This window comes from Streptomyces cyaneus (assembly GCF_004028635.1).
In the GTDB taxonomy this organism is placed as follows: Bacteria; Actinomycetota; Actinomycetes; order Streptomycetales; family Streptomycetaceae; genus Streptomyces; species Streptomyces cyaneus.
Genome location: NZ_RQJW01000008.1, coordinates 287,916 through 306,276 on the forward strand (window position 1 = coordinate 287,916; position 18,361 = coordinate 306,276).

The 18,361-nt window shown below is 71.1% G+C and carries 14 protein-coding genes; 6 read left to right on the forward strand and 8 right to left on the reverse strand.

From position 1 onward, the window contains the following. Positions 1-44: 44 nt before the first annotated feature. Positions 45-665 carry a DedA family protein gene (locus tag EHO50_RS29625; protein ID WP_128434270.1) on the reverse strand — a complete coding sequence of 207 codons (621 nt, stop codon included), beginning with the start codon at positions 663-665 and terminating at the stop codon, positions 45-47. Next, positions 662-1,435 carry an MBL fold metallo-hydrolase gene (locus tag EHO50_RS29630; RefSeq protein ID WP_128434271.1) on the reverse strand — a complete coding sequence of 258 codons (774 nt, stop codon included), beginning with the start codon at positions 1,433-1,435 and terminating at the stop codon, positions 662-664. The genes EHO50_RS29625 and EHO50_RS29630 overlap by 4 nt, the downstream gene beginning before the upstream one ends. Positions 1,436-1,518: 83 nt before the next feature. Here EHO50_RS29630 and EHO50_RS29635 point away from each other — a divergent pair, with 83 nt between their 5' ends. The 6 genes from EHO50_RS29635 to dnaK all read left to right on the forward strand — a co-directional run bounded on the left by EHO50_RS29635 (position 1,519) and on the right by dnaK (position 9,709). Then, positions 1,519-1,926: a hypothetical protein gene (locus EHO50_RS29635; protein WP_128434272.1), complete on the forward strand. Its 408-nt coding sequence runs from the start codon at positions 1,519-1,521 to the stop codon at positions 1,924-1,926. A 180-nt stretch (positions 1,927-2,106) separates the two neighbouring features. Continuing rightward, positions 2,107-4,146, forward strand: a complete 2,040-nt coding sequence (locus tag EHO50_RS29640) for a phage holin family protein (protein ID WP_181449721.1) — start codon at positions 2,107-2,109, stop codon at positions 4,144-4,146. A gap of 81 nt (positions 4,147-4,227) precedes the next feature. Further along, complete coding sequence (locus EHO50_RS29645; RefSeq protein WP_128434274.1) at positions 4,228-5,289, forward strand: ATP-binding protein; 1,062 nt, start codon at positions 4,228-4,230, stop codon at positions 5,287-5,289. Then, positions 5,286-7,103, forward strand: coding sequence for a vWA domain-containing protein (locus EHO50_RS29650; RefSeq protein WP_128434275.1), 1,818 nt, complete (start codon positions 5,286-5,288; stop codon positions 7,101-7,103). The genes EHO50_RS29645 and EHO50_RS29650 overlap by 4 nt, the downstream gene beginning before the upstream one ends. A gap of 65 nt (positions 7,104-7,168) precedes the next feature. Next, complete coding sequence (locus EHO50_RS29655) at positions 7,169-7,597, forward strand: OsmC family protein (RefSeq protein ID WP_128434276.1); 429 nt, start codon at positions 7,169-7,171, stop codon at positions 7,595-7,597. 237 nt (positions 7,598-7,834) lie between these two features. Continuing rightward, on the forward strand, positions 7,835-9,709 hold the full coding sequence (gene dnaK, locus EHO50_RS29660) for a molecular chaperone DnaK (protein WP_128434277.1): 1,875 nt from the start codon (positions 7,835-7,837) through the stop codon (positions 9,707-9,709). A 22-nt stretch (positions 9,710-9,731) separates the two neighbouring features. Here the strand turns inward: dnaK and narI are convergent, their stop codons facing one another. The 6 genes from narI to EHO50_RS29690 form a co-directional block, all read right to left on the reverse strand. After that, a complete protein-coding gene (gene narI, locus EHO50_RS29665) occupies positions 9,732-10,454 on the reverse strand; it encodes a respiratory nitrate reductase subunit gamma (RefSeq protein ID WP_128434278.1) in 723 nt (240 codons plus the stop codon). Beyond that, a complete protein-coding gene (gene narJ / locus EHO50_RS29670) occupies positions 10,451-10,945 on the reverse strand; it encodes a nitrate reductase molybdenum cofactor assembly chaperone (RefSeq protein WP_128434279.1) in 495 nt (164 codons plus the stop codon). The genes narI and narJ overlap by 4 nt, the downstream gene beginning before the upstream one ends. Next, entirely contained in the window at positions 10,945-12,576 is a 1,632-nt protein-coding gene (gene narH, locus EHO50_RS29675; protein ID WP_128434280.1) for a nitrate reductase subunit beta, read from the reverse strand. The genes narJ and narH overlap by 1 nt, the downstream gene beginning before the upstream one ends. Then, a complete protein-coding gene (locus EHO50_RS29680; RefSeq protein WP_128434427.1) occupies positions 12,576-16,217 on the reverse strand; it encodes a nitrate reductase subunit alpha in 3,642 nt (1,213 codons plus the stop codon). The genes narH and EHO50_RS29680 overlap by 1 nt, the downstream gene beginning before the upstream one ends. Positions 16,218-16,418: 201 nt before the next feature. Further along, positions 16,419-17,234 (reverse strand): SAM-dependent methyltransferase, encoded by an 816-nt coding sequence (locus tag EHO50_RS29685; RefSeq protein WP_128434281.1) that lies wholly within the window; start codon positions 17,232-17,234, stop codon positions 16,419-16,421. Positions 17,235-17,387: 153 nt separating this feature from the next. Continuing rightward, on the reverse strand, positions 17,388-18,251 hold the full coding sequence (locus EHO50_RS29690; RefSeq protein WP_181449714.1) for a helix-turn-helix domain-containing protein: 864 nt from the start codon (positions 18,249-18,251) through the stop codon (positions 17,388-17,390). Between the last annotated feature and the right edge of the window lie 110 nt (positions 18,252-18,361).

Consider the following 18,361-nt stretch of genomic DNA (forward strand, 5'->3'; position numbering starts at 1 on the left):
TGGGCGCGACCAGCCACAACGAACCCGCGCCCCGCAACGCGACATCACCGGGCAGGTCGAACCCGCCTCCACACACTCGGCGCCGCGCTGATGACCAGCGTCAGCGCCACGGCCGCGACCACACCCTCCCACGGCTCATCGAACAACGAGCCACCCAGGATCCCGATCAACTGGTACGTCACCGCCCAGGCGAGGCAAGCCGGGAAGTTGCCGCGGGCAAACCGTCGCATCGGCCACTTCGCCAGCAGACAGGCCAGCATCACCGGCAGCCGCCCGGCCGGCACCAGCCGGGACAGCACCAGCACGGCCACCCCGTGGTCGGCGAGCTTCTCCTGCGCCTGCGCGAGCCGCTCCTCCGGCGCGCGCGAGCGGATCGCCTCCAGCCACCGCGAGCCGTTCCTCGAGCGCATACCGCGCCGCCCCAGCCAGTACAGCGTCGCATCGCCCAGGAACGCGGCCGTCGACGCCGTCACGAACACCAGCGCCAGCGAGAACGGCGCCGTCTGGTGGAACGCCACCACCGCCGCCGAACTCACCAGCGCCCCCGTAGGCACGATCGGCACCAGCGCCCCGATCAGCACCAGCAGGAACAGCGACGGATAGCCGATCGCCTGCTGCGTCGACTCGGTCGGCACCACGGTCGCGGTGGCGGCCAGTATCGTCACCGGGCCACCTCCAGGCGCACGCTCTCCCCGTGCGCGAGCCGGTGCACCGACACGCCGGGCGCGCGCTCCGCCGCGAGCCGCGCGAACTCGTCGCCCGGCGCATGGAATTCATGGGGGCGCACGGCGTCCATGCCGATCGGCCAGTACGTGCCGTAGTGCACCGGCACCGCACTGCGCGGCGCGAGCCGGGCGAGTGCCTCGGCGGCCCGCCCCGCGTCGAGATGGCCTTCCCCGAGATACGGCCCCCAGCCGCCCACCGGCAGCAGCGCCACGTCGACCGGACCGACCTCCTTCGCCATCGACTCGAACAGGCCGGTGTCCCCGGCGAAGTACGTGCGCCCCTCGCCCTCGATGACAAAACCGAGGGCGGGGGAGCGGTGCGGCCCGACGGGCAGCCGCCGCCCGTCATGCCGCGCGGACACGGCCCGTACGGCCAGCTCGCCCACCGTCGTCACGTCCCCGGGCGCCATCTCGGTCACCGTCAGATGCGCGAGTCGGCGCAGGGCCGGCACCGCACGGGGAGCGCCCCGGGGCACGAGCAGGCGGGTGCCCTGCGCCAGCCTCGCCAGGGACGGAACATGCAGGTGGTCCGCGTGGAGGTGGGAGACCACGGCGACGTCCGCACGCCAGGCACCGGGCGGCGGCAGCGCGCCCCGGCGGCGGCGCAGGTGGGCGAGCCGACGCGCGAACAGGGGGTCGGTGAGAACGCGTACGTTCGAATCGTCGACCGTGCAAGTGGCGTGACCCCACCAGGTGATCTCCACCGGCACCTCTTTGCCTCCTTCGCACGACTCCCCGAAGCGTACGGGCTGGAGTAGGGTCGGCGGCGAAACCCGGAGGTGAGGGGGACGCCATGGGGTCATCCGTAGTGCGCGTCACGGCGATCGCCAGTCTGACGCCTCTCGAAGAGCTGGACGCCGACCCCTTCCTGGTGGACTCCCGCAGCCAGCACGCGATGTGCGCGCGCTGGGCCGCCGAGCACGGGTACGTCGTCGCGCGCGAGCTCCTCGTACGCCGGTTGCGGGCGGACCACAGCGTGCTGTGGGAGGGCGTCCGGCCGGGCCTCGACCTGTTCGTGGCGCCCAGCCGGAGGGTGCTGGAGAGCGCGTTGTCGTCCGTCGAGGAGTTCACCGCGGAGTGCGCCCGGCGGGGGGTGCGGGTGGAGATCGTGGGGCGCGCGGAGCCGCTGTACGACGCGCAGATGAAGGCCCGGGTGCATCGGAGGCTGTCGATGCCGACGGCCGGGTACGACGGGCGTTGACGATCACCCTTCTGACTTCGCCTCTGGTCGCCGGTCCGTGAATCTCAGGTGTCGGTGGCGTGTGCCAGGCTGGGGGCGTAAAGGCCCGTTTCGGGGTGGTGGGTCGGGACGTGAGGTGGGCTGGGCGTGCGTGGTGGGCGTTGGCGGCGGGTTGCCAGTCAGGTCGGGCGGAGCGTCACCGTGTGGGCGGTCTCCACCGTCACCATGCTCGTGCTGGCCGGGATCCTGCCCGACTTCCAGCTCCAGTCCGCGGACGGCGACAGTGCGACCAGTATCGCCGTCACCGCGGCCCTCGGCGCCGGCGCGTTCGGTCTGCTCTCGGCGATCTTCTGGCCCCTCCTGGTACGGCTTCTGCTGCTGGTGCCCGCCCTCGTGCTCGGCCTGCTGGTGTTCTTCCTCAACGGCTCGCTGCTCATCGTCGCCCTGCGCCTCGTCCCCTCCGGCGACAGTGAGGCCGCCCCCGAGACCGCCGTCATCGTCGCCGCCGTGATGTCCGCCGTCGCCTCGGCCACCGGCGCCGCCCTCGCCGTACGGGACGACGACGCGTACCGGCGCCGGCTGTACCGCCTGGCCGACCGCCGACGAAGAGCCCTGCCGCCCGGCCCGTCCAGCCCCGGCACCGTCTTCGTGCAGCTCGACGGCGTCGGCCACGACGTCCTCCTCGACGCCGTCGGCAAGGACCTGATGCCCACCGTCGCCCGCTGGCTCGGCAACGGCAACGGCACCGGCGCCCGCCCCACCCACCGGCTCACCCCTTGGCGCACGGACTGGTCCAGCCAGACCGGTGCCAGCCAGCTCGGCATCCTGCACGGCAGCAACCACGACATCCCCGCCTTCCGCTGGTACGAGAAGGCCGGCCGCGAGGTGATGGTCTGCAACCGCCCCACCAGCGCCGCCGAACTCCAGCGCCGCGCCATCGACCGGACCGGCGACGGCGGCCTGCTCACCGCCGACGGCGCCAGCCGCGGCAATCTCTTCAGCGGCGGCGCCGACGAGCAGGCCCTCGTGCTGTCCATCGCCACCAAGCGCCGCAGCCGCGAGAACCGCTCCCGGGCGGGCTACTTCGCCTACTTCTCCGACCCGGCCAACGCCGTGCGCACCGCCCTGTCCTTCGTCGCCGAGGTCGGGCGCGAGATCGGCCAGTCCACCCGGGCCCGCGTCCGCAAGGTCCGGCCGAGGGTCTCGCGCGGCGGCCTCTATCCGTTCGTCCGCGCCTTCGCGACCGTCGTCGAGCGGGACGTCGTCGTGGCCGCGGTGATGGGCGACATGCTCGCCGGGCGCACCTCCGTCTACGCCGACCTCGTGGCCTACGACGAAGTGGCACACCACTCCGGGCCGTGCAGCGGGGACGCCGAGAAGGTCCTCGAACGCCTCGACCGGGCGCTGGCGTTGATCGAGAACGTCGCCGAGCACGCGCCGCGGCCGTACCGGATCGTCGTGCTGTCGGATCACGGCCAGAGCCCCGGCGAGACCTTCCGCGCCCGCTACGGTCTCGGCCTCGGCGATCTGGTGCGGGCCGGCTGCGGGCTGCCCGTGCCGCGCAAGGCGCGCCGCACCCACAGCGGCGCCGAGGCCCGCGCGGCCGTGCGCGCCGCGCTGCGCCGGCCCGTCGAGGAGGGCGGTGAGCAGCATCGCCCCTCCCGCCGCAGCTCGGAGCCGCTCGTGCTCGCCTCCGGCAACCTCGGCCTGGTCTCCTTCCCGGACGTGCCGCACCGCATGACCAAGGAGGAGATCGACGCCCGCCACCCGGCCCTGCTCACCACCCTCGCCAACCACCCCGGCGTCGGCTTCGTGCTCGTCCGCAGCGAGGAGCACGGCGGGCTCGTGCTCGGCGCGTACGGCGCCGAGATCCCGCTGGACCAACTCGACCACAATCCCGGACCGTTGGGGGTCTTCGGGCCGGGTGCCGCCGACGCCGTACGCCGCACACACTCCTTCCCGAACGCCGCCGACATCATGGTCAACTCCGCGTACGACCCGGCCGACGGCGGCGAGGTCCTCGCCTTCGAGGAGCAGATCGGCTCGCACGGCGGCCTCGGCGGCGCGCAGGGCAAGCCTTTCCTGCTGTCGCCGCTCGCCCTCTCCGCGCCGGTCGACGACGGGGAGGACCTCGCCGGCGCCGAGCAAGTGCACCGCGTGCTACGCCGCTGGCTGCGTGAGTCGAACGGCCCCCAGGTGCCCTTGGAGGCGGAGCCGGAGCCGGAGGACCGGGCCGCCTGAAAAATCGGCTGCGTCCGAGGGGCTGCGGGCACACACTGTTCGAGTCGAAAACCTCTCGAACACCCCCAAGGAGTCCCTGCTTTGCAGGCAGCCGTTACCGTCACGCCCGTCCGTATCCCCGAGCTTCTCCTCGGCCTCGCCACCGTGCGGCCGGTCTTCATCTGGGGCGCCCCCGGCATCGGAAAGTCCTCGCTCGTCAGGGACTTCGCCGAGTCGCTGGGGCTGGAGTGCGTGAGCCTGCTCGGCACCCAGCTCGCGCCGGAGGACCTGATCGGCGTGCCGCAGATCCGTGACGGGCGGTCGGTGTTCTGCCCGCCGGAGGCGATCGCCCGCGACGAGCCGTACTGCCTGTTCCTGGACGAGCTGAACGCGGCCACCCCGGATGTGCAGAAGGCGTTCTACTCGCTGATCCTGGACCGCCGTATCGGCAACTACGAGCTGCCCAAGGGGTCCATCGTCATCGGTGCGGGCAACCGGGCCACCGACAACGCGCTCGCCCGCCCCATCGCGTCCGCGCTCGTCAACCGCCTCACCCACGTCCACCTGGAGGCCTCCGCCAAGGACTGGCTGACCTGGGCCGCGAACAACGGCATCCACCCGTGGATCCTGGACCACCTCACCGACCGGCCCGACCACCTGTGGTCCAAGCCGCCGAAGACCGAGGAGCCGTTCTCCACGCCCCGCTCCTGGCACATGCTCTCCGACGCCCTGCACTCCTTCGGCCAGGGCCTCGACGAGGAGACGCTGAAGGTGCTCGCGCACGGCACGCTGACGCCCGTGCACGCCACCGCGTTCTGCGGCTACGTCAAGATCGTGCGCAGCCAGTTCGGCATCGAGGCGATCATCAAGGGCGACGCCCGCTGGCCGCACCGCATGGAGGACCGCGACCTGCTCTACTACCTCGCCGAGTCCTTCCGCGGGCGCCTGATCAAGGAACTCCCGGTCAGCAAGGAGCACATGTCGGCGAGCGGCCGGCAGACCGCGTACCGCGCGAAGTCGCTGCTGGTGCAGCTCGCGGAGATCTCCGTCGAGGTCGCCCAGAGCGTCATCGCCTCCGACGCCGACGGGAACCCGGTGCTGCCCGCCTGGTTCCTGGTCGAGGCGGCGCGGGACATGCCGCGGCTGGTCGAGGCGCGGCGATGAGCCGCACCGGCGGCCAGGGGAACAAGAAGGGCAAGGGGCAGAAGAAGCGCGACCTGGCGGCGGAGGCCTTCGCGGAGGGGATGCGGCTGGTGCGGGCCAACCCGGCGCTCGCCGCCGTCGAGTTCGTCGTCTGCCGCCACGAGAACTGCGAACAGGCGCCCCGTGACGGCCTCGTCCGCGTCGACTCCGACGGCGACCTGCACGCCCACCCGCATCGCATCGCCGAACCCGCCCACTGGGCCTGGGCGATAGCGCATGCCGTCCTGCACCTCGGCTTCGGCCACGTCCCCTCGGCGAAGGGCAGGCCCGTGCAGCCCGACCGCGCCGACCTGGCCGCCCGCTGCGTCGTCGTCAACCGCTTCCTGCTCACCTTCCCGGTCGGGCAGGCCCCGGACCACCTCCCCCTGGCCTACCCGGACGGCGACGAGGAACAGCTCGCCACGCGCTGGCGGCGGGACGGCGTTCCGGCCGTGTACGAGCACTGCGGCACGGCGGGTTCGGAGCCCGACCTGCTGCTCGTGGAGTGGACGGGCTGGTTCGGGTCACCGCCGGACCACCAACTCGCCTTCGCCACCGCGCTGACCCGCACCGTCTCCTCCGCGATGGACATGGCGGGCGGCCGCCGCGACTCCCTGGACGGCGAGCCGCTCAAGAAGCGGCCCTGGCAGTGGGCGCTGGAGTGGTTCATCACGTCCTACCCGCTGCTCGGCGGCATCGCGGCCGGCATCAAGCTGGTCGCCGACGCCGAACTCGCCCGCGCGCACGGCATCTCCGTCGCCGCCGTCAACGCCGAGGCCGGCGAGATCTACATCAACCCGCTGCGGACCTTCGAGTCCGAGGAATGGCGGTTCATCCTCGCCCACGAGATGCTGCACGCCGCCCTGCGCCACGGCGACCGCTGCGGCACCCGCGACCCGTACCTGTTCAACGTCGCCTGCGACTACGTCATCAACGGCTGGCTGCGCGAGATGCAGGTCGGGGAGATGCCCCAAGGCCTGCTGTACGACGCGCAGTTCAGCGGTCTGTCCGCCGAGGAGGTGTACGACCGGATCGCCGGCGATCTGCGCCGGATGCGCCGGCTGGCCACCCTGCGCGGCAAGGGCGTCGGTGATGTGCTCGGCGCTCCGCTCGCCCCGCCCGGCGACTATGTCGACCTCGACGAGTTCTATCGCCGGGGCCTGTGCCAGGGCCTGGACCTGCACCAGCAGCAGGAACGCGGGTTCCTTCCGGGCGGCCTGGTCCAGGAGATCCGCGCGCTCAGCCATCCCCCGCTGCCCTGGGACGCCCGACTCGCCCGCTGGTTCGACGAGTTCGTGCCGCGCCCGGAGCCCGTCCGGACCTACGCCCGCCCCTCGCGCCGCCAGTCGTCCACGCCCGACATCCCGCGCGCGGGCCGCTACTTCCCGCCCGAGGAGATCGCCCGCTGCACCTTCGGCGTCGTCCTGGACACCTCCGGCTCGATGGGCGCCGGCCTGCTCGGCAAGGCGCTGGGCGCCATCGCCTCCTACGCCGCGGCCCGGGACGTACCGGCGGCGCGGGTGGTGTTCTGCGACGCGGCGCCGTACGACGCGGGGTATGTGCCGGTCACGGACATCGCCGGGCGGGTGCGGGTGCACGGCCGGGGCGGTACCGTCCTGCAGCCCGGGATCGACCTGCTGCAGCGCGCGGACGACTTCCCGCCGGGCGCGCCCGTCCTGGTCATCACGGACGGGTGGTGCGACGTTCTGCGGGTGCGGCGCGAGCACGCGTACCTGATCCCCCAGGGTCGTCGCCTGCCGTTCACCCCGCGTGGGCCGGTCTTCCGGGTGCAGTGAGCCGGAGTGTGATCGGATGGGGGGCACGGACCCAGGAAACGGGCCCCCACGCGAAAGGAAGAATCGTGGCTACCACGCGCTCCGCACACACCGTCTGGGAAGGCAACCTGCTCGAGGGCAACGGTGTCGTCAACTTCGACTCCTCGGGAGCCATCGCCGCCCAGCCGGTCACGTGGGCCTCGCGCTCCCAGGAGGCGAACGGCAAGACCAGCCCCGAGGAGCTGATCGCTGCCGCGCACTCCAGCTGCTTCTCCATGGCGCTGTCGCACGCCCTGGCGGGTGCCGGCACCCCGCCCACCAAGCTGGTCACCTCGGCCGACGTGAGCTTCCAGCCGGGGGAGGGGATCACCGGCAGCCACCTCACTGTCGAGGGCACGGTTCCCGGCATCGACGAGGAGACCTTCGTCGCCGCGGCGGAGGATGCCAAGAAGAACTGCCCGGTCAGTCAGGCGCTGACGGGCACGACGATCACGTTGTCCGCGAAGCTGGCGTAGCGGTTCGCCTACAGGGGTGCCGCGGAGGGCTGTGTGGCGTCTGCGGCGGCGTCGTGGCTTGTCGCGCAGTTCCCCGCGCCCCTCGGGGGGCGCGGCCCTTCGGGCCTGCCCCCCGAACACTGAGCGGGCGCTCACTTCCGTTTGGTACCCGTCCCCCCGGTCACCCGTCCCATTGACAAGAACCCGCTCAAGTTTTGTGCTGGAGTTCAAGGGGCGCCCTGGCGGAAGGGGACAGCGATGGCACGCGCGGTCGGGATCGATCTCGGGACCACGAACTCGGTGGTGGCCGTCCTGGAGGGCGGCGAGCCCACGGTCGTCGCCAACGCGGAGGGGGCCAGGACCACACCGTCGGTCGTGGCCTTCGCCAAGAACGGCGAGGTGCTGGTGGGGGAGGTGGCCAAGCGGCAGGCGGTGACGAACGTCGAGCGCACCGCCCGCTCGATGAAGCGGCACATGGGTGACGGACCCTGGCGCTTCCCGGAACAGGGGAACATCGACGGCACCCGCTACCGGGCGCAGGAGCTGTCGGCCCGGGTGCTGCAGAAGCTGAAGCGGGACGCCGAGTCCTACCTCGGCGAGGACGTCACCGACGCGGTGATCACCGTGCCCGCCTACTTCGACGACGCCCAGCGGCAGGCCACCAAGGAGGCCGGGGAGATCGCGGGCCTGAAGGTCCTCAGGATCATCAACGAGCCCACGGCCGCCGCCCTCGCCTACGGCCTCGACCGAGGCGAGGAGCAGACGGTCCTCGTCTTCGACCTCGGCGGCGGCACCTTCGACGTCTCGCTGCTGGAGATCGGCGACGGCGTCATCGAGGTCAAGGCCACCAACGGTGACACGCACCTGGGCGGCGACGACTGGGACCAGCGGATCGTCGAGCACCTCGTGAAGAAGTTCAAGGGGTCGTACGGCATCGACCTCGGCAACGACAAGATGGCGCTGCAGCGGCTGCGCGAAGGTGCCGAGAAAGCCAAGATCGAGCTGTCCAGCTCCTCCGAGACGACGATCAACCTGCCCTACATCACCGCCTCCGCCGAGGGCCCCCTCCACCTCGACGAGAAGCTGACCCGCGCCCAGTTGCAGGAGCTCACCGCGGACCTCCTCGACCGCTGCAAGACCCCCTTCCACCAGGCGGTCAAGGACGCCGGCATCAAGCTCTCCGCGGTCGACCACGTCATCCTCGTCGGCGGCTCCACCCGCATGCCCGCCGTCACCGACCTCGTCAAGGAACTCACCGGCAAGGACCCGCACAAGGGCGTCAACCCCGACGAGGTCGTGGCCGTCGGCGCGGCCCTCCAGGCGGGCGTCATCCGCGGCGACGTCAAGGACGTCCTGCTCCTCGACGTCACCCCGCTGTCCCTCGGTATCGAGACCAAGGGCGGCATCATGACGAAGCTCATCGAGCGCAACACGACGATCCCGACCCGGCGTTCGGAGATCTTCACCACGGCCACCGACAACCAGCCCTCCGTCGGCATCCAGGTCTACCAGGGCGAACGCGAGATCGCCGCGTACAACAAGAAGCTCGGCGTCTTCGACCTCACCGGTCTGCCCCCGGCCCCGCGCGGGGTCCCGCAGATCGAGGTCGCGTTCGACATCGACGCCAACGGGATCATGCACGTCTCCGCCAAGGACCTCGCGACGGGCCGCGAGCAGAAGATGACGGTGACGGGCGGCTCGGCGCTCCCGAAGGACGACATCGACCGCATGATGCGGGAGGCCGAACAGTACGCCGAGGAGGACCGCAACCGCCGCGAGGCGGCCGAGACCCGCAACCAGGCCGAGCAACTCGTCTACCAGACCGAGAAGTTCATCCGCGACAACGAGGACAAGGTCCCGGCGGACACCAGGTCCGAGGTCGAGTCGGCGGTCACGGAACTCAAGCAGCAACTGGAGCAGAACGCCGAGACGAGCGCCCTGCGCACCGGAATCGAGAAACTCGCCTCAGTCAGCCAGAAGATGGGCCAGGCCATGTACGCCCAGACCCAGCAGACCCCGACGGACAGCGCCACCGGCGCGGGTACGGAGCAGACCTCACCGCAGGACGACGAGGGCGTGGTGGACGCGGAGATCGTCGACGACGAGAAGGAACAGAAGGGCGGAGCCGCCTAGGACCCGGCCCTGGCACCCGGCCCTAGGACCCGGCCCTCTCCCAGCCCCGCCGCTCCGGCCGCGGCCCCAGTTGCTCGGGGTCGCGGCTGCGGTACACCACATACGGCCGGAACAGGTACTGGACCGGCGCGCTGAACATGTGGACCAGCCGGGTGTACGGCACCAGGGCGATGAGGGCCATGCCGAACACCACGTGGATCTGGTACAGGACCGGGACGCCTCCCATCAGGTCGGTGTCCGGGCTGAGGGTGAACAGGCTGCGGGCCCAAGGGGCGATGGACTGGCGGTAGTCGTAGCCGTCGCCGGAGGTGTGGGACAGCTTGGCGACCATGCCCAGCACGATCGCCGCGACCAGCACCACGTACATCATCTTGTCGTTGACGGTGGTCGCGCGGAACACCGGTGCCCGGGTGCGGCGGCGGTAGACCAGCAGCGCGATCCCGCCGACCGTGACGATGCCGGCCGCCGTGCCGCCGTAGAGGGAGCACAGGTGGTAGGCGTGCTCACTGACGCCGCCGGCGTCCGTCCACGACTCGGGGATGAACAGGCCGACGATGTGGCCCACCAGCACGAACAGGATGCCGTAGTGGAAGGCGGGCGAGGCGATGTTCAGGAGCCTCGACTCGTACACCCGGGATGAGCGGGTCGTCCAGCCGAACCTGTCGTAGCGGTGGCGCCAGACCAGGCCGGCGACGAGCACGGCGAGGGTGACGTAGGGCAGGACGCCCCACAGGAGCGTGGTCATGGGCGCGCCCCCGGGTGGTCGGTCGGAAGGGTGGCGCACACGGCGTCCAGGACGGACGCGTACGGTGTGCCGAAGTCGGTGAGCCGGGCGCGGAGTTGCTCCAGGCACTCCCGGTGCTCCAGCAGGAGGTCGGTGTCGCCGGTGCGGGCCGTGAACTCCAGTACCGCGGGCAGGAAGTCGGGCAGTTCCTCGCCGGCGAACTCCAGGCCGTGGGCGCGGTAGACGTCCTTGAAGCGGACCAGAGACATGCCGCGCCGCCGGGTGTCCCCGTCGCGCCACCAGCTCAGGTACAGGCTGTGGCGGTTCGTGAAGTCGAAGACCTGGACGTAGTGGGCGGCCAGTTCGTCGGGTGGCGTCGCAGCCGCGTGGTCGGTGAACTCCCGCAACTGCGGGGCCGCCTCGCGCAGGAGTGGCAGGCGGGCGCGGAAGTCGTCGTCGGGGTAGGTCAGGCAGAGCGCGGCCGCCTGGTACAGCACCTCGAAGGACGGCATCAGGCCTCCTCGGCGTCGGTTGTGGGGGTGATGGAGGTTGTGTCGGCCGTGTCGTCCGCGGTCTGTCGTCCGCGCAGGAGGTGGAAGTTCTCCACCGGCACCAGCGGCAGCAGCTTGCGGCCCGAGTCCCGGCCGAAGGGCCCGTCCCCGCCCATCCCGGGCCCGCCGTCGTAGTCCAGGCTGCAGCCCTGCGGGAGCGCCGACTCCTCCAGGCGCCGGGCGTCGCCGACGGCGGCCGTCGGGATCACGTACCGGTCCTCGTACTTGGCGATCGCCAGCAGCCGGTACATCGACTCGATCTCGTAGGTTCCCATGCCCACGGCGCCCGGCACCGAGGGGTCCGGCTCCTCCCCGAGGTTGATCGCCCGCATGTGGGAGCGCATCGCGGCGAGCCTCTCCAGCGAGGACCGGACCGGGCCGACGTCGCCCGCCGTGAACAACTCCGCCAGGTACTCCAGCGGGATGCGCAGACTGTCGATCGCGCCGAACAGGTTCCGGGCGTCCTCACCGTCGTGCCCGCTCTCCGTCAGCGCGTCCACCACCGGGGAGAGCGGCGGGATGTACCAGACCATCGGCATCGTCCGGTACTCCGGGTGCAGCGGAAGCGCCACCCGGTACTTGCTGATCAGCGCGTGCACGGGCGAGCGACGGGCCGCCTCCAGCCAGTCGTACGGGATCCCCGCCTCCTCGCACGCCCGCCGCACCCCGGTGTCCTCGGGGTCGAGGAACACACCCAACTGCGCCTCGTACAGGTCCCGTTCGCTGCGCATCGAGGCGGCGGCCGTCACCTTGTCGGCGTCGTACAGGATCACCCCGAGGTAGCGCAGCCGGCCCACGCATGTCTCCGAGCAGACCGTCGGCAGTCCGACCTCGACGCGCGGATAGCACAGCGTGCACTTCTCGGCCTTGCCGGTGCGGTGGTTGAAGTACACCTTCTTGTACGGGCATCCCGTCACGCACATCCGCCAGCCCCGGCACCGGTCCTGGTCGACGAGGACGATGCCGTCCTCCGCCCGCTTGTACATCGCCCCGGACGGGCACGACGCCACGCAGGACGGGTTGAGGCAGTGCTCGCAGATGCGCGGCAGATAGAACATGAAGGTCTGCTCGAACTCGAACCGCACCTTGTCCGAGGCCTGTCTGCGTGCCCGCTCGACCATCGGGTCGAGGTCGCCGTGGGCCGGGGCGCCGGCGAGGTTGTCGTCCCAGTTCGCCGACCACTCGATCTTCATCGGTTTGCTGTCGAGCTGCGAGATCGGCTGGGCGACCGGGAAGTCGTCGCCCAGCGGGGCGTCGGTGAGGTTCTTGTAGTCGTAGGTCCAGGGCTCGTAGTAGTCCTTGATCTCCGGCAGTTCGGGGTTGGAGAAGATCCCGGCGAGCTTGCGCAGCCGGCCGCCCGCCTTGAGCTTCAGCGCGCCGCGCCGGTTCAGCTCCCAGCCGCCGCGCCAGCGCTCCTGGTCCTCGTAGCGGCGTGGATAGCCCTGGCCGGGGCGGGTCTCGACGTTGTTGAACCAGACGTGCTCCATGCCCTGCCGGTTGGTCCACGCCTGTTTGCAGGTGACCGAGCAGGTGTGGCAGCCGATGCACTTGTCGAGGTTCATCACCATCGCGATCTGGGCCATCGGACGCATCAGTACTCGACCTCCTGGCTGCGGCGGCGGATCACCGTCACCTCGTCGCGCTGGTTGCCCGTCGGGCCCAGGTAGTTGAACGCCCAGGACAACTGGGCGTAGCCGCCGATGAGATGGGACGGCTTGAGGATCAGCCTGGTCAGCGAGTTGTGGATGCCGCCGCGCTTGCCGGTGGCCTCCGTCTTCGGGACGGCGACCGTGCGTTCCTGCGCGTGGTGCATGTAGACGGTGCCGGGCGGCATCCGGTGCGAGACGACGGCCCGGGCGACGACCACGCCGTTGCGGTTGACCGCTTCCACCCAGTCGTTGTCCACGACGCCGATCGCATCCGCGTCCTGCGGGGACATCCAGATGTTCTGGCCGCCGCGCGAGAGCGCCAGCATGAACAGGTTGTCCTGGTACTCGGAGTGGATGGACCACTTGTTGTGCGGGGTGAGGTAACGGACCGTCACCTCCCGCTGTCCGTCGGGGCCCAGGCGTGGCTCGCCGAACAGCTTGTTCATGTCCAGCGGCGGCCGGTAGACGGGGAGCGCCTCACCCAGCTCGTGGATCCAGTCGTGGTCGAGGAAGAAGTGCTGGCGGCCGGTGAGGGTGTGCCAGGGCTTGAGGTGCTCGGTGTTGAGGGTGAACGCGGTGTAGCGCCGCCCGCCCGACTCGCTGCCCGACCATTCCGGCGAGGTGATCACCGGCACGGGTGCCGCCTGGGTGTCCGCGTACGTGATGCGCTTGCCCTCGTGCTCGGCGGCCAGGTGCGCCATCTCCTGACCGGTGCGGGCCTGAAGGGTGCGGAAGCCCTGGGTGGCGAGGCGGCCGTTGGTGGTGCCGGAGAGGGCGAGGATGGTGTTCGCCGCCTTCACGGCCGTGTCGAGGCGGGGGCGGCCGTCGGGTGTGACGCCGTTCAGGTGTCGGAGGTCCTCGACCTCCTCGTCCGGCTGCAGCGTGATTCCCTTGGCGGGCAGGCCGAGTTGCTCCACCAGTGGGCCCAGCGCCGTGAACTTGGTGCCGATGGCGGTGTAGTCCCGCTCCACGACGGTCAGGTTCGGCATGGTCTTCCCGGGCACGGGATCGCACTCGCCCCGCTTCCAGTCCAGGACGACCCCGCCCGGCTGGGCGATCTCGCCCGGGGTGTCGTGCTGGAGCGGAGTCGCGACCAGGTCCTTCCGCACGCCCAGATGGTCGACGGCGAGCTCACTCAGCTTCTCGGCCAGCGCCTTGAACGTGTCGAAGTCGGTGCGCGCCTGCCACGGCGGATCCACGGCCGGGGTGAAGGAGTGCACGAAGGGGTGCATGTCCGTGCTGGACAGGTCGTGCTTCTCGTACCAGGTCGCGGCCGGCAGGACGACGTCCGACAGCAGCGTGGACGACGTCTGCCGGAAGTCCAGCGACAGCAGCAGATCGAGCTTGCCCTCGGGCGCCTCGTCGCGCCAGGCCACATCTCGCGGCCGTACGTCCTCGGGAGCCTCCTCCGCCTGCAGGGAGGAATGCGTGCCGAGCAGGTGTCGGGTGAAGTACTCGGCGCCCTTCGCCGACGAACCCAGCAGGTTGGCCCGCCACAGTGTCAGCACGCGCGGCCAGTTCTCCGGCGCGTCCGGGTCCTCGCAGGCGAACTTCAAGGTGCCCGCCCGCAGTTCGGCCACCACCCGCGACACCGGATCACCGAACACCTCGCCCAGCTCCAGCGGATTGCGGTCGAACGTCGGATACGACGGCATCCACCCCGCACGCGCCGACAGCGCGAGACAGTCCGCGCCCGTCATCCCCCGCAGCCGGCCCGCACCGAGCGGCGAGGCCAGCACGTCGGCCGTGAACCGGTCGTAGCGCCACTGGTCGGTGTTGAGGAACCAGTACGCCGTGCCGATCATCTGGCGCGCCGGCCGCGACCAGTCCGACGCCGCCGCGAGCGTCGCCCAGCCGGTCACCGGACGGCACTTCTCCTGGCCCACGTAGTGTGCCCAGCCGCCGCCGTTGCGGCCCTGACAGCCGGTGAGCTGGAGCAGGGCGAGGAAGGCGCGGTAGATCGTCTCGGAGTGGAACCAGTGGTTGGTGCCGGCCCCCATCAGGATCATGCAGCGGCCCTTCGACCGCTCGGCGGTCCGCGCGAACTCCCGTGCAATGCGTATGCACTTGGCCGCCGGTACCGAGGTGTGCACCTCCTGCCAGGCGGGCGTGCCCGGCGCGTCACGGTCGTCGTACGACACGGGCCAGCGGCCCGGCAGCCCCTCCCGTGCCACCCCGTACTGGGCGAGCAGCAGGTCGAAGACCGTCGTCACCAGCGGCCCGCGCGCACCGCCGAGCTTCGTCGCCGGGACACCGCGTCGTACGACGTCCCCGCGGCCCTGCCCGTGCGGGCCGCCCTCGGTGTCGAAACGGGGCAGCAGCACCTCGACGCCTGCGGCGACCTCACTGCCGTAAAGGCTCAACTGCGGGCGTATGCCGCCCAGTTCGAGGTTCCATCTGCCCTCGCCGGACTCGGGCCAGCGGAAGCCGAGGGAGCCGTTCGGGGCGACCGCGCGGCCCGTCGCCTCGTCCAGCACGACCGTCTTCCACTCGGCGCTCTCGCCCGCCTTCCCGAGGTCCGAGGCGCGTAGGAACTTCGCCGGGACGTAAGCCCCGTCCCGCTCCTCCAGGGTGACGAGGAACGGCAGGTCGGTGAACTGCCTTACGTAGTCCGCGAAGAACGGTGTCTCGCGGTCGACGAAAAACTCCTTGAGGACGACGTGCCCCATCGCCAGGGCCAGCGCGCCGTCCGTGCCCGGGTGCGGGTGCAGCCACTCGTCGGCGAACTTGGCGTTGTCGGCGTAGTCGGGGGCGACCACCACGACCTTCTGACCCCGGTAGCGGGCCTCCGCCATCCAGTGCGCGTCGGGCGTGCGGGTCACCGGTATGTTCGAGCCCCACATCATCAGATACGCCGCGTCCCACCAGTCGCCCGACTCCGGCACGTCGGTCTGGTCGCCGAACACCTGCGGGGAGGCGACGGGGAGGTCGGCGTACCAGTCGTAGAAGGACAGCATCGGGGCGCCGATCAGGGAGTGGAAGCGGGCGCCCGCCGCATGCGACACCATCGACATCGCGGGGATGGGGGAGAAACCGGCGATGCGGTCGGGGCCGTACGTCTTGATGGTGTGGACGTGTGCGGCGGCGACGAGCTCGATCGCCTCGTCCCAACTCGCCCGCACCAGGCCGCCCTTGCCGCGCGCCCGCTGGTAGCGGCGGCGGCGCTCGGGGTCGCTCTGGACATCGGCCCAGGCCAGGACGGGGTCGCGCAGGCGTTGCTTCGCCTCCCGGTACATCTCCATCAGGACACCGCGGACGTACGGGTAGCGCACCCGGGTGGGGGAGTAGGTGTACCAGGAGAAGGCGGCGCCGCGAGGGCAGCCGCGGGGCTCGTACTCGGGGCGGTCGGGGCCGACGCTCGGATAGTCGGTCTGCTGGGTCTCCCAGGTGATGATGCCGTCCTTGACGTACACCTTCCAGCGGCAGGAGCCGGTGCAGTTCACGCCGTGCGTGGAGTTCACGACCTTGTCGTGGCTCCAGCGGCCCCGGTAGAAGGCGTCCGCCTCCCGCCCGCCTGTCAGCCGGACGCTGTGCAGATCGGGCGCGGGCGTGCCCGGCTGGAAGAACCGGCCGGCCTTCAGCAGCGCCGCGCCCGGCTCGGCGGGCGGCTCGGCGGGCGGCTCGGTAGGCGCCTCTGCGGGCGGTTCGGCGGGCGGGGTGGGCGGTATCCGGGTGTCGGTCACAGGCGCTCCCTTGCTTGCCCTGGTCCCGAACCTAGGGCGGGGCGCGGGAGCGCACCCGTTCACGGCGCCCGTACGGGTCACCCCTGTACGGGACCCGTCGGGTCAGACCTTGCGGGCGACCCCCGCGTACACGGGCACGATGCCCTCGGCCTGGGCCGCCACGTCCTCCGGCTCCGGACGCCAGCCGTAGACGGGGATGACGCCGGGGCCGAGCAGCTCCAGGCCGTCGAAGAAGCGGGAGAACTCGGCGAGCGAGCGGGGGAAGAAGGGGGTGCCGCTGCGCCGGAAGTGGTTGGCCGCCTTCTCGATGGCCTCCGGGCTGAGGTCGGGGGTGACCTGGGACAGGATCAGACAGCTGCCCGGGGCGAGCGCGGCGACGTACTTCCCGAGCAGGCCGTACACGTCGTCGCCCTCGGGGTCGTCGCTCAGATAGTGGGTCAGCGCGACCAGCGACAGCGCGACCGGCTCGGCGAAGTCCAGCAACTCGCTCGCTCGGCCCAGCAGGGCATCGACGTCGCGGACGTCGGCGTGCACGTAGTCCGTGCTGCCCTCGGCGGTGCCGTGCAGCAGCGCCTCCGCATGCCGCAGCACGATCGGGTCGTTGTCCGCGTACACGACCTTGGACTCCGGGGCGACGCCCTGCGCCACCTGATGCAGGTTGGGCTCGGTGGGGATGCCCGTGCCGATGTCCAGGAACTGGCGTATCCCGGCCTCGGCGGCCGTGCGCACGGCCCGGTGCATGAACCGGCGGTTTGCGCGCGCCCCGCGTAAGACCGTGCCGTCCACGGCCAGGATCTTCCGGGCCAGCTCCTCGTCCACCGGGTAGTTGTCCTTGCCGCCCAGCCACCAGTCGTAGACGCGGGCCGGGTGCGGCCTGCTGGTGTCGACGCGGGTGGGCGCGGCCTTGGATCCGGTCATTCGGTGTGTTCTCCTCGGGTCTCGGAACGGAGCTGGGGTGAGTCACTCAAGAGTCGCCGCACAGGGCATGAAGGTTGCCGCACGGGGCACGAAGGTTGCCGCAAAGGGCCCGGCAAGACCGCCATGGACCGTCGCCGCACATCGCTACGCCGCTCAGAAGTCCTCGCGATGCTCCCGCAGGATCTTCTTCGTGCGCTCGGCCGACGCGGCTGCCGTCGACATGTGGTCCAGGACCTCCAGATGCGCGGCGACCTCTTTGCGGGAGTCGAGATACAGGGCGCCGGTCAGGTACTCGGTGTAGACCATGTCGGGCAGCTCCGGCTCGGCGAAACGGAACAGGGTGAAGGGGGCGTACGTCCCCGGGTGCGGGCCGGAGGCGAACTCGGCGATCTGCAGCGTGACCCGGTCGCGCTCGGCGAACTCCAGGAGCCTGTCCAGCTGGTCGCGCATCACCTCGCCGCGGTCGCTCACCGGGCGCCGCAGCACCGTCTCGTCCATGATCACCCACAGGTGGGGCGGGTCGGGGCGCTCCAGCAGCCGCTGCCGTTCCATCCGCAACGACACATGCCGCTCGATGGTCTCCGGTCCCGTCTGCCCGATCGTCCCGGCCTCCATCACGGCACGCGCGTACTCCTCCGTCTGCAGCAGACCGGGCACGAAGTGCGGCTCGTAGGAGCGGATGATGCGGGCGGCGCCCTCCAGGCTGACGTACAGGCTGAACCAGTCCGGCAGCACGTCGTGGAACCGCTGCCACCAGCCCGGCAGGTTGGCCTCCTCGGCCAGGGCGACGAACGCGGCGGCGTCCGCCTCGGGCACGCCGTACGTCTCCAGCAGTACCTGCACGTACGGGATCTTCAGTGCGACCTCGGCCGTCTCCATCCGCCGTACGGTCGCCGAGGCCACCCGCAGGACCCGTGCGGCCTCGTCGCGGCCCAGCCCGGCCGCCTCGCGCAGCTCCTGCAGGCGCTTGCCGAGCACCACCTGGCCCACGGTGGGCGCGGGCCGCCGCTCACTCACGCCACGCCTCCCCTACGCGCCGGAAGTACGGGTGCAGTGTGCCATGGTCCGGAGTCTCATGGGGGTGGTCAGTGTTGTATGCCGGCTGCGGGCGTGTGGGGGCTGGTCGC

Excerpts from the sequence above, each read along its gene's own strand:
- EHO50_RS29635 (WP_128434272.1), top strand. The coding sequence starts at position 1,519 with ATGGGGTCATCCGTAGTGCGCGTCACGGCGATCGCCAGTCTGACGCCT.
- narH (WP_128434280.1), bottom strand. The coding sequence starts at position 12,576 with ATGCGTCCGATGGCCCAGATCGCGATGGTGATGAACCTCGACAAGTGC.
- dnaK (WP_128434277.1), top strand. The coding sequence starts at position 7,835 with ATGGCACGCGCGGTCGGGATCGATCTCGGGACCACGAACTCGGTGGTG.
- EHO50_RS29650 (WP_128434275.1), top strand. The coding sequence starts at position 5,286 with ATGAGCCGCACCGGCGGCCAGGGGAACAAGAAGGGCAAGGGGCAGAAG.
- narI (WP_128434278.1), bottom strand. The coding sequence starts at position 10,454 with ATGACCACGCTCCTGTGGGGCGTCCTGCCCTACGTCACCCTCGCCGTG.
- narJ (WP_128434279.1), bottom strand. The coding sequence starts at position 10,945 with ATGCCGTCCTTCGAGGTGCTGTACCAGGCGGCCGCGCTCTGCCTGACC.
- EHO50_RS29685 (WP_128434281.1), bottom strand. The coding sequence starts at position 17,234 with ATGACCGGATCCAAGGCCGCGCCCACCCGCGTCGACACCAGCAGGCCG.